Genomic DNA, 11,383 nt, shown 5'->3' with positions numbered 1-11,383 from the left:
TAGCGGATGAAGATCATCATCCTCGGCGCAGGGCAGGTAGGCGGTACGCTGGCGGAACACCTGGCCAGCGAAGCCAACGACATCACCGTGGTCGATACCGATGGCGACCGCCTGCGCGACCTCGGCGACCGTCTGGACATCCGTACCGTGCAGGGCCGCGGCTCGCTGCCGACGGTGCTGCGCCAGGCCGGCGCCGACGACGCCGACATGCTGGTGGCGGTGACCAACAGCGACGAAACCAACATGGTCGCCTGCCAGGTGGCCTACACCCTGTTCCACACCCCGACCAAGATCGCCCGGGTGCGCGAGTCGGCCTACCTGACCCGCGAGGAGCTGTTCGACAACGACCACATCCCGGTCGATGTGCTGATCAGCCCCGAGCAGGTGGTGACCAACTACATCAAGCGCCTGATCGAACACCCAGGCTCGCTGCAAGTGATCGACTTTGCCGAGGGCAAGGCCCAGTTGGTAGCGGTGAAGGCCTATTACGGCGGCCCGCTGGTGGGCCAGCAGCTGCGCCAGATCCGCGCGCACATGCCCAACGTCGATACCCGCGTGGCGGCGATCTTCCGCCGCGACCGGCCGATCACCCCGCGGGGCGACACGGTGATCGAAGCCGATGACGAAGTGTTCTTCATCGCCGCGAAGAAGGACATCCGCGCCGTGATGGGCGAGCTGCGCCGCATCGACGAGACCAACAAGCGTATTGTCATCGCCGGCGGCGGGCAGATCGGCGAGCGCTTGGCCGAAGCCATCGAGAGCCGCTACCAGGTGAAGATCATCGAGATGAGCGCGGCACGCTGCCGGCACCTCTCCGATACCCTGGAAAGCACCGTGGTGCTGCAGGGCAGCGCCTCGGACAAGGACCTGATGCTCGAAGAGAACATCGCCGACGCCGACATCTTCCTGGCCCTGACCAACGACGACGAAGCCAACATCATGTCGTCGCTGCTGGCCAAGCGCCTTGGCGCGGGCAAGGTCATGACCATCATCAACAACCCGGCCTATGTCGACCTGGTGCAGGGCGGCGAAATCGACATCGCCATCAGCCCGCAGCTGACCACCATCGGCACCTTGCTGGCGCACGTACGTCGCGGCGATATCGTCAGCGTGCACTCGCTGCGCCGCGGTGCGGCCGAGGCCATCGAGGCGGTGGCGCACGGCGATTCGAAGTCGAGCAAGGTAGTCGGCAAGGCTGTGGAAAACATCGCCTTGCCACCGGGCACCACCATCGGCGCGATCATCCGCGACGAGGAAGTGTTGATTGCTCACGACGACACGGTGATCGAGTCGGGCGACCACGTGATCCTGTTCGTTGTGGATAAAAAGCACATTCGCGATGTGGAGAAGCTGTTCCACGTCGGCTTGAGTTTCTTCTAGGAGAAGAGGGCATGCGTGAGTCGCTGGAAAAAATGCTGGCCAAGGGTGTGGATAACCCGCTGCTGAGATTTGGCCTGGGCAAGGCCTGGCTGGACGAGGGCAATGGCGCGGAAGCGGCGGTGCACCTGGCGCGGTGTGTGGAACAGGACCCGAAGTACTCGGCGGCGTGGAAGCTGTTGGGGAAGGCGTATCAGCTGGTCGGTGACCTGGCAGCGGCGCGCAAGGCGTGGGAAGACGGGATTGTTGCGGCTCAAGCCCATGGCGACAAGCAAGCCGAAAAAGAAATGACCGTGTTCCTGAAAAAGCTCAACAAAACTTCAAGCTGACGCGATCCCTGTGGGAGCGGGCTTGCCCGCGAACACCGGCGAAGCCGGTGCCATGAACCGCGGTGCCTTCTTCGCGGGCAAGCCCGCTCCCACAGAGCCCCTGCTAAATCTGGCAGACATGTATTCATGCCTTCAGTAGAGCAGTGGATAACTCAATACCAGCGCGGCTCGCCAGCCGGGCGCTTCTTGAAGCGCTTCATGCTCCACATGTACTGGCTCGGGTACTCGCGCACATAACGCTCGACCACCTTGCTCATGGCCGCCGCCGACACGTTCACGTCGGTGCTGTACATCTCTTCCGGCGCCGCTTCCAGGAACACCTTGAAGCCCGACCCATCCGGCAGCCGCAGCGCGTGCAGGAACACCCCCACCGCCTTGCCGCCAGCCAGCATGTTCGGCACGAACTTGCTGGTCAGCGCCTGGGTGCCCAGGAACGGCACGAACACACCCGCCGATTCCGCCGGCTCCGGGTCAGCAGGAATGCCCACCTGGCCACCACGACGCACTTCCTTGATCACGCTGAGGATGCCTTCCTTGGTCGAAGGCGCCACGCGGTTGCCCATCTGCACCCGCTGCTCGCGCAGCAGGTCGTCTACTGCCTTGAGCTTGGGCGGGCGGTAGAAAATGATCGGTTTGCACTGGTTGCAGTAGAAGTGGTTGAGCACTTCCCAGTTGCCCAGGTGGCTGGTGATGCCAACCACGCCCTTGCCCGAAGCCAGGGCCTGCTCCAGCACTTCCAGGCCGTGCACTTCCTTGACCAGCTCCAGCGAACGCTGCGGCGGCCAGATCCAGGCACAGGCACTTTCGACGAAGGATTTACCGATATCCTTCAGTGCACGGCCGACCAGCTGCTCGCGTTCGACCGGATCCATCTCCGGGAAGCACTTGGCCAGGTTGATGCGCACGACATTGCGCGAGCCGTTGGGGACTTTCCACATCAGCCAGCCGATACCGGCGCCGACGCGCTGCACAGCGCCCCAGGGCAGCTTGGCAAACAGACGCAGCACCCCGACCATCAGGGCGCCCTTGAACTTTTCCACAGGCAATTCCTTATTTCAGCAAGGCGCGCATTGTAACCCCTCAGCGCAACAAGGCGGCGTAGCGATCGCAATCGGTGGTGTGGTCCATGACCATGCCGGTGGCCTGCATGAAGGCGTAGCAGATGGTCGGGCCGACGAAGGTGAAGCCGGCTTTCTGCAGGGCCTTGCTCATGGCCTTGGCTTCGTCGGTGACCGCCGGCACGTCGCCACGGCCCTGGAAATGGTTGATCTTCGGCTCGCCGCCCACGAACGACCACAGCCACTCGGCGGGGTTATCCACAGCCAGCCAGGCCTGCGCATTGCGCCGGGCAGCCTTGAGCTTGAGGCGGTTGCGGATGATGCCGGCGTCGAGCATCAGCTCCTCGATCCGTTCGTCGCTCATGGCCGCCAGTTTCACGGGGTCGAAGCCATGCATCACCTCGCGATAACGCTCGCGTTTGCGCAAAACGGTGATCCATGAAAGCCCCGCCTGGAACCCTTCGAGCAAAAGCATCTCGAACAGCAACGCCGGGTCACGCTGTGGCGTTCCCCATTCCTGGTCGTGGTAGGCCTGGTACAACGGATCGTCGGTACACCAAAAGCAGCGTGGCATAAGGCTCCAATGAGTAGAGGGCGAGGCGAATCAGGTTATACTCCCGCTCTTTACATCCGCATCCCCAGATACAGGTGAATTTCGTGAGCCAGCCTACGCCAGCCGTGCGTACCTTCCAAGACCTGATCCTCGCCCTGCAAAACTACTGGGCAGCTCAAGGTTGTGTGGTGCTTCAGCCCTACGATATGGAAGTAGGCGCCGGCACTTTCCACACCGCTACATTCCTGCGCGCCGTGGGTCCAGAAACCTGGAACGCCGCCTATGTGCAGCCTAGCCGTCGCCCTGCCGACGGGCGGTATGGCGAAAACCCCAACCGCCTGCAGCACTACTACCAGTTCCAGGTGGTCCTGAAGCCGAACCCGGCCAACTTCCAGGAGCTGTACCTCGGCTCGCTGAAAGCCATCGGCCTGGACCCGCTGGTCCACGACATCCGCTTCGTCGAAGACAACTGGGAGTCGCCGACCTTGGGCGCCTGGGGCCTGGGCTGGGAAATCTGGCTGAACGGCATGGAAGTCACCCAGTTCACCTACTTCCAGCAGGTTGGTGGCATCGAGTGCTACCCGGTCACCGGTGAAATCACCTACGGCCTCGAGCGCCTGGCGATGTATATCCAGGGCGTCGACTCGGTCTACGACCTGGTTTGGGCAGACGGCCCGTTCGGCAAGGTCACCTACGGCGACGTGTTCCACCAGAACGAAGTGGAGCAGTCGACCTACAACTTCGAGCACGCCAACGTCGAGAAGCTGTTCGAACTGTTCGACTTCTATGAAAGCGAAGCCAACCGCCTGATCAAGCTGGAGCTGCCGCTGCCGACCTATGAAATGGTCCTGAAGGCCTCGCACACCTTCAACCTGCTGGACGCCCGCCGCGCCATCTCGGTAACCGAGCGCCAGCGTTACATCCTGCGCGTACGTACCCTGGCCCGGGACGTGGCGCAAAGCTATCTGCAAGCCCGCGCACGCCTGGGCTTCCCGATGGCCACCCCTGAACTGCGTGACGAAGTGTTGGCGAAGCTGGAGGCTGCACAATGAGTGCTCAAGATTTCCTGGTAGAACTGGGCACCGAAGAGCTGCCACCAAAAGCCCTGGCCAGCCTCGGCGACGCCTTTCTGGCCGGCATCGAGAAGGGCCTGCAGGCCGCAGGCCTGAACTACACCGGCAAGCAGGTGTACGCAGCGCCACGCCGTCTGGCCGTGCTGATCCGTCAGCTCGACGTGCAGCAGCCTGACCGCAGCATCAACATCGATGGCCCGCCCATGCAGGCGGCCTTCAAAGACGGCGAGCCGACCCAGGCTGCCCTGGGCTTTGCCAAGAAGTGCGGCGTAGAGCTGGCCGAAATCGACCAGAGCGGCGCCAAGCTGCGCTTCTCCCAGCACATCCCGGGCAAGGCCACTGCAAGCCTGCTGCCGACCATCGTCGAGGATTCGCTCAACGACCTGCCGATCCCCAAGCGCATGCGCTGGGCCGCCAGCCGTGAAGAGTTCGTGCGCCCGACCCAATGGCTGGTGATGCTGCTCGGCGACCAGGTGGTCGACTGCACCATCCTGTCGCAGAAGGCCGGCCGTGAATCCCGTGGCCACCGCTTCCACCACCCGGAAAACGTGGTCATCACCACCCCGGCCAACTACGTCGAAGACCTGCGCAAGGCCTACGTGCTGGCCGACTTCGCCGAGCGTCGCGAGCTGATCAGCAAGCGCACCGCCGAGCTGGCCATGCAGCAGGAAGGCAGCGCCATCGTGCCGCCGGCGCTGCTGGACGAAGTGACTGCCCTGGTCGAATGGCCGGTGCCGCTGGTGTGCTCGTTCGAGGAGCGTTTCCTCGAAGTGCCGCAGGAAGCCCTGATCACCACCATGCAGGACAACCAGAAGTACTTCTGCCTGCTGGACAGCGAAGGCAAGCTGCTGCCGCGCTTCATCACCGTGGCTAACGTCGAGAGCCGTGACCCCAAGCAGATCGTGCAGGGTAACGAGAAGGTCGTGCGCCCACGCCTGACCGACGCCGAGTTCTTCTTCAAGCAAGACAAGAAGCAGCCGCTGGAAACCTTCAACGAGCGCCTGAAGAACGTTGTCTTCCAGGCCCAGCTGGGCACTGTCTACGACAAGGCCGAGCGCGTTTCCAGGCTGGCTGCTTTCATTGCCCCGCTGATCGGCGGCGACGCCCAGCGCGCTGGCCGTGCCGGCCTGCTGTCGAAGTGCGACCTGGCAACCGAGATGGTCGGCGAATTCCCTGAAATGCAGGGTGTTGCCGGCTACTACTACGCGCTCAACGACGGTGAGCCGGAAGACGTCGCCCTGGCCCTGAACGAGCAGTACATGCCGCGCGGTGCTGGCGCCGAGCTGCCGCAGACCCTCACCGGTGCTGCCGTGGCCATCGCCGACAAGCTCGACACCCTGGTCGGCATCTTCGGCATCGGCATGCTGCCTACCGGCAGCAAAGACCCGTACGCCCTGCGTCGTGCCGCCCTGGGCGTGCTGCGCATCCTCATCGAGAAGCAGCTGGACCTGGACCTGAGCGCTGCGGTCGAGTTCGCGGTCAAGCAGTTCGGTGCCAAGGTCAAGGCCGCTGGCCTGGCCGAGCAGGTGCTGGAGTTCATCTTCGACCGCCTGCGCGCTCGCTACGAAGACGAAGGCATCGACGTTGCCACCTACCTGTCGGTACGTGCCCTGAAGCCGGCTTCTGCCCTGGACTTCGACCAGCGCGTGCAGGCCGTGCAGGCCTTCCGCAAGCTGCCGGAAGCCGAAGCCCTGGCCGCGGTGAACAAGCGTGTGTCGAACCTGCTGAGCAAGGCCGAAGGCGCCATCGCCGACCAGGTCGAGCCGAAGTACTTCGACAACGCCAACGAGTTCTCCCTGTACTCGGCCATCCAGCAGGCCGACCAGGCCGTGCAACCGATGGCAGCCGCCCGTCAGTACAGCGAATCGCTGGCCCGCCTGGCGGCCCTGCGTGACCCGGTCGACGCCTTCTTCGAGGCGGTGATGGTCAACGCCGAAGACGCCAAGGTCCGTGCCAACCGTTATGCCCTGCTCAGCCGCCTGCGCGGCCTGTTCCTGGGCGTGGCTGACATTTCGCTGCTGGGGTAAACCTTGAAACTGCTGATTCTCGATCGTGACGGGGTGATCAATTTTGACTCCGACGCCTACATCAAGACGCTGGAAGAGTGGATCCCGATCCCTGGCTCGGTCGAGGCCATCGCGCAGTTGAGCAAGGCGGGCTGGACGGTGGCCGTGGCCACCAACCAGTCCGGCATCGCCCGTGGTTATTACTCGCTGGCAACCCTCGAGGCCATGCACGCGCGCCTGCGCGCGCTGGTGGCCGAGCAGGGCGGCGAGGTAGGCCACATCGTGTATTGCCCGCACGGGCCGGACGAAGGCTGCGATTGCCGCAAGCCCAAGCCTGGCATGCTGCGGGCGATCGCCGAGCATTACCAGGTGGGCCTTGAAGGCGTCTGGTTTGTCGGCGACAGCAAAGGTGACCTGGAGGCCGCCCTGGCCGTCGGTGCACAACCCGTGTTGGTGAAAACCGGCAAGGGTGAGCGGACCCTGGAAAAAGGCGTCCCGGAAACTACACTGATTTTCGACGATCTGGCAGCCATCGCCAGAGAAATTATTTAAACAACAATGCGCCCTCGGGCGCATTTTTCCCAGGCGGGCACGCCCCGCAACGGTACTTGCCACTATGTCGATCCTGCAGGCGATCAGAATCTTTCTTTTTTACCTGCTGCTGGGCACCAGTTCGCTGCTGTGGTGCTCGCTGAGCTTCTTCGTCGCGCCGTTCTTGTCGTTCCCCAAGCGCTACAAGTTCATCAACGTGTACTGGTGCCGTTGCGCATTGTTCCTGGTGCGCACCATCCTCGGTATCAACTACAAGGTCACCGGTGCCGAGAACGTACCGGATGAGCCCTGCGTGATCCTGTCCAATCACCAGAGCACCTGGGAAACCTTCTTCCTTTCCCAGTACTTCTCGCCGCTGAGCCAGGTGCTCAAGCGCGAGCTGCTGTATGTGCCGTTCTTTGGTTGGGCCATGGCCATGCTGAGGCCGATCGCGATCAACCGCGACAACCCCAAGGAAGCCCTGCGCCAGGTCGCCAGCAAGGGTGACGAGTTGCTCAAACAGAAAACCTGGGTGCTGATCTTCCCGGAAGGTACCCGTGTGCCGTTCGGTACCGTGGGCAAATTCTCCCGGGGCGGTACCGCACTGGCCGTGAATGCCGGGTTGCCAGTGCTGCCAATTGCCCACAACGCTGGCAAGTTCTGGCCCAAGACGGGCTGGGGCAAGCGCTCGGGCACCATCGAGGTGGTGATCGGCAAGCCGATGTACGCCGAGGGCACCGGGCCACGGGCCATTGCCGAGCTCAACGACCGTGCTGCGGCATGGAACGAAGCCACCCAGCGGGCCATGGGCTCGCTGCCGCCAGTGGATGAAAAACCGCAGGAGCAGATGGCCTGACCATCTGTGGATAACTTGTGAACAGTTTTTTCTTGAAACGCCCGAATACGAAGCTAAGTGTATGAATTAGCTGTTTATTTCCTGGTGTGACATTTTTCTGAAAAACGTGCATAAGTTTTTTCGAGGCATAAAAAAACCGGCTTTTACAGCCGGTTTTTTTATGGCGTGGTGATAGCGTCAGACCTTGTCGATATCCACGTCCTTGGTTTCTTTCAGGCAGAAGATCCCCACCACCAGGCTGATGCCGGTCACCAGCACCGGGTACCACAGGCCGTAGAAGATATCCCCGGTATACACCACCAGCGCGAACGACACCGTTGGCAGGAAGCCGCCGAACCAGCCGTTGCCGATATGGTAGGGCAGCGACATCGAGGTGTAGCGGATGCGGGTCGGGAACAGCTCGACCATCACCGCCGCCAGCGGCCCGTAGGTCATGGTCGCGATCAGGATCATCGCCACGATCAGCACCACCACCATCACCTGGTTGACCTGCCCCGGGTCGGCCTTGGCCGGGTAGCCCGCCTGATCGATCGCCGTGCGCATGGCCGCTTCATCGAAGCCGTTGATGGTCTTGTCGCCGATGTTCACCACCACATCACTGCCGGCCACGTTCACCGAGCTGTACGGCAGGCCCTGCTTGACCAGGAAGGTCTTGACCTTGTCGCACGGGCTGTCGAAACGCGCCTTGCCAACCGGGTCGAACTGGAAGGTACAGCCTTGCGGATCGGCGGTGACCACGATTGGCGCCTGACGGCTGGCCGCATCGATCTGCGGGTTGGCGTAGTGGCTCAGGGCCTTGAACATCGGGAAGTACAGCACGGTGGCCAGCAGCAGGCCGAGCATCAGGATAGGCTTGCGCCCAATGCGATCGGAAAGCCACCCGAAGAACACGAAGAACGGCGCACCGATGACCACGCTGATAATGAGCAAGGTGTTGGCCTGGGCCGGGTCCATCTTGAGCATCTGGGTCATGAAGAACAGCACGTAGAACTGCGCCGTGTAGAAGGTCACGGCTTGCCCGGCATTGATACTGAACAGCGCGGTGAGCACGACCTTCAGGTTGGGCCAGGAGGTAAACGACTCACGGATCGGCGACTTGCTGACCTTGCCCTGGGCCTTCATTTTCACAAAGGCCGGCGACTCGTGCATGCTCATGCGGATCCAGGTGGAGATCGCCAACAGGAAGATCGACAGCAGGAACGGCAGGCGCCAGCCCCAGGTCTCGAACTGGTCACCACTGATGTAGCGGCTGCCCAGTACTACCAGTAATGACAGCAGCAGGCCCAGGGTCGCAGTGGACTGGATGAAACCGGTGTGGAAGCCACGCTTGCCAGGTGGCGCGTGCTCGGCCACGTAGGTGGCAGCACCGCCGTATTCCCCGCCCAGGGCCAGCCCCTGGAGCATGCGCAGGATCACCAGGATGATCGGTGCCGCGATGCCGATGCTGGCGTAGGTGGGCAGCAGACCGACAGCAAACGTCGACAGGCCCATCAAGACGATAGTCACCAGAAAGGTGTACTTGCGCCCGATCATGTCGCCCAGGCGGCCAAACACCAGCGCACCGAACGGCCGCACCAGGAAGCCGGCGGCAAAGGCCATGAGGGCGAAAATGAAGGCCGTGGTGTCATTTACCCCGGCGAAGAACTGCTTGCTGATGACAGCAGCCAGCGCCCCATAGAGAAAAAAGTCATACCACTCGAACACCGTCCCGAGGGATGACGCGAAAATGATCTTGCGTTCTTCACGACGGCTGGAGGTACTCGCCGCCGCACCCTGCTCTTGGATGTAATCCGACATCGTTGCTGTCCTCGGCCCGCAGGCCACAGTGATTATTCTTGTTGTTCCACTGTCGGCAGCTTGTGACCGCGAGCTGCCGGTGTTGCACGCTCCCGGGTCAGGGGGTCGGTACTGCGTCTTCGTTCAGGTAGGTCTGGGTTGCGGCTCCTTTGAGGATCAGTTGCGCCGCCTTCTCGGCGATCATCAGGGTGGGTGAACAGGTATTGCCGGAGGTGATCTGCGGCATGATCGAGGCGTCGGCCACACGCAAGCCAGGGATGCCGTGCACGCGCAGCTGGTTATCCACAACGTCCAGCTCGCCGTTGCCCATGCGGCAGGTGCCGACCGGGTGGAAGATGGTGGTGCCGATCTTGCCGGCGGCGTCGAACAGTTCTTCCTCGGTTTGCAGGGACGGGCCTGGCAGGTATTCCTGGGGATCGAACGCGGCGAGGGCAGGGGCCTGGACGATGCGCCGGGTCATGCGGATGGCATCGGCGGCAACGCGCAGGTCCTGGGGATCGCTCAAGTAGTTCGGATCGATCCGCGGCGTGCTGTGCATATCGGCGCTGCGGATGTCGATGCGCCCGCGGCTGGCCGGGCGCAGGTTGCACACCGAGGCAGTGAAGGCCGGAAACTGATGCAGCGGCTCGCCGAAGCGCTCCAGTGACAGCGGCTGCACGTGGTACTGCAGGTTGGGCGTGGCCTGCTCCGGGCTCGAGCGTACGAAGGCACCCAGTTGGCTCGGCGCCATGGCCAGCGGGCCACTGCGGTCGTAGAGATAGCGCAGGCCCATGCCCAGCTTGCCCCACAGGCTGTTGGCCATCTGGTTAAGCGTGCGGGTGTTGCGGATCTGGTAGATCAGCCGCAGCTGCAGGTGATCCTGCAGGTTTCCGCCAACGCCAGGCATATCGTGGCGCACACCGATGCCCAGGCTTTCGAGCAGCTTGCGCGGGCCGATACCCGAGCGCTGGAGAATGCCGGGCGAGCCGACGGCGCCAGCACAGAGGATGATCTCGCGGCGCGCAGCAAACTCATGCCAGGCGCCTTGCCACTGCGCCTTCACTGCACGGGCACGGGTGTTGTTCAACAGCACCTGGTCAACCTCCACGCCGGTCAGCACGGTGAGGTTGGGGCGGTCCTTGATCGGCCTCAGGAAGGCCTTGGAAGCGTTCCAACGCACGCCGCTGCGCTGATTGACCTGAAAGTATCCACAGCCCTGGTTGTCGCCGGTATTGAAGTCGTCGACCTTGCCGATGCCACTCTGTTCGGCAGCGTCACGGAAGGCATCGAGGATTGGCCAGCTGTAGCGCTGGCGCTCGACCCGCCATTCACCCTCACCGCCATGGTGTTCGCTGGCGCCGGCAAAGTGGTTCTCGCTGGCCTTGAACAACGGAAGCACATCATTCCAGGCCCAGCCCTCGTTGCCTTGCTCGGCCCAATGGTCGTAATCGGCGGCCTGACCACGCATGTAGATCATGCCGTTGATGGACGAACAACCACCCAGCACCTTGCCCCGTGGATATCCCAAGGCGCGACCGAGCAGGCCGGGCTGTGCTTCGGTCTTGAAGCACCAGTCGGTGCGGGGGTTGCCGATGCAGTAGAGGTAACCGACGGGGATGTGAATCCAGGGATAGTTGTCGCGGCCACCGGCTTCGAGCAGCAATACGCGGCAGGAAGGGTCGGCGGACAAACGATTGGCCAGCAGGCAACCGGCAGGACCAGCGCCTACGACCACGTAGTCGAAGACAGAATCGGCTGATGGCATGTGCAACCTCGCGCCTGATTATTATTCTTGTCCCGATCCATCTTAGTGAGTAATTTCGC

The 11,383-nt window shown here is 62.7% G+C and carries 10 protein-coding genes; 6 read left to right on the top strand and 4 right to left on the bottom strand.

What is annotated here, in order from left to right:
* Positions 1-6 precede the first annotated feature (6 nt).
* Positions 7-1,380 (top strand): Trk system potassium transporter TrkA, encoded by a 1,374-nt coding sequence (trkA, locus tag N430_RS21930; protein WP_110638923.1) that lies wholly within the window; start codon positions 7-9, stop codon positions 1,378-1,380.
* An 11-nt stretch (positions 1,381-1,391) separates the two neighbouring features.
* The gene (locus N430_RS21925; protein ID WP_110638922.1) at positions 1,392-1,706 is read left to right on the top strand and encodes a tetratricopeptide repeat protein; all 315 of its coding nucleotides are present in this window, start codon (positions 1,392-1,394) and stop codon (positions 1,704-1,706) included.
* 152 nt (positions 1,707-1,858) lie between these two features.
* Here N430_RS21925 and N430_RS21915 read toward each other — a convergent pair whose 3' ends face one another.
* Positions 1,859-2,746: a lysophospholipid acyltransferase gene (locus N430_RS21915; protein WP_085676573.1), complete on the bottom strand. Its 888-nt coding sequence runs from the start codon at positions 2,744-2,746 to the stop codon at positions 1,859-1,861.
* Positions 2,747-2,786: 40 nt separating this feature from the next.
* Positions 2,787-3,338 (bottom strand): DNA-3-methyladenine glycosylase I, encoded by a 552-nt coding sequence (locus N430_RS21910; protein ID WP_110638920.1) that lies wholly within the window; start codon positions 3,336-3,338, stop codon positions 2,787-2,789.
* 83 nt (positions 3,339-3,421) lie between these two features.
* Between N430_RS21910 and glyQ the strand changes: the two genes are divergently transcribed.
* The 4 genes from glyQ to N430_RS21890 all read left to right on the top strand — a co-directional run bounded on the left by glyQ (position 3,422) and on the right by N430_RS21890 (position 7,783).
* Entirely contained in the window at positions 3,422-4,369 is a 948-nt protein-coding gene (gene glyQ / locus N430_RS21905; RefSeq protein ID WP_027592054.1) for a glycine--tRNA ligase subunit alpha, read from the top strand.
* Positions 4,366-6,417, top strand: coding sequence for a glycine--tRNA ligase subunit beta (gene glyS, locus N430_RS21900; RefSeq protein WP_110638919.1), 2,052 nt, complete (start codon positions 4,366-4,368; stop codon positions 6,415-6,417). The genes glyQ and glyS overlap by 4 nt, the downstream gene beginning before the upstream one ends.
* Before the next feature lie 3 nt (positions 6,418-6,420).
* The gene (gene gmhB / locus N430_RS21895) at positions 6,421-6,948 is read left to right on the top strand and encodes a D-glycero-beta-D-manno-heptose 1,7-bisphosphate 7-phosphatase (RefSeq protein ID WP_110638918.1); all 528 of its coding nucleotides are present in this window, start codon (positions 6,421-6,423) and stop codon (positions 6,946-6,948) included.
* A gap of 64 nt (positions 6,949-7,012) precedes the next feature.
* Complete coding sequence (locus tag N430_RS21890) at positions 7,013-7,783, top strand: 1-acyl-sn-glycerol-3-phosphate acyltransferase (protein ID WP_110638917.1); 771 nt, start codon at positions 7,013-7,015, stop codon at positions 7,781-7,783.
* Positions 7,784-7,960: 177 nt separating this feature from the next.
* Here N430_RS21890 and N430_RS21885 read toward each other — a convergent pair whose 3' ends face one another.
* The gene (locus tag N430_RS21885) at positions 7,961-9,580 is read right to left on the bottom strand and encodes an MFS transporter (RefSeq protein ID WP_110638916.1); all 1,620 of its coding nucleotides are present in this window, start codon (positions 9,578-9,580) and stop codon (positions 7,961-7,963) included.
* 97 nt (positions 9,581-9,677) lie between these two features.
* Complete coding sequence (locus N430_RS21880) at positions 9,678-11,324, bottom strand: GMC family oxidoreductase (protein WP_110638915.1); 1,647 nt, start codon at positions 11,322-11,324, stop codon at positions 9,678-9,680.
* Positions 11,325-11,383: the final 59 nt, after the last annotated feature.

Source organism: Pseudomonas sp. CC120222-01a, from assembly GCF_003097235.1.
Lineage (GTDB): Bacteria > Pseudomonadota > Gammaproteobacteria > Pseudomonadales > Pseudomonadaceae > Aquipseudomonas.
The sequence above is the reverse complement of the archived record's forward strand: the minus strand, read 5'-3'. Positions and strand labels throughout refer to the sequence as shown.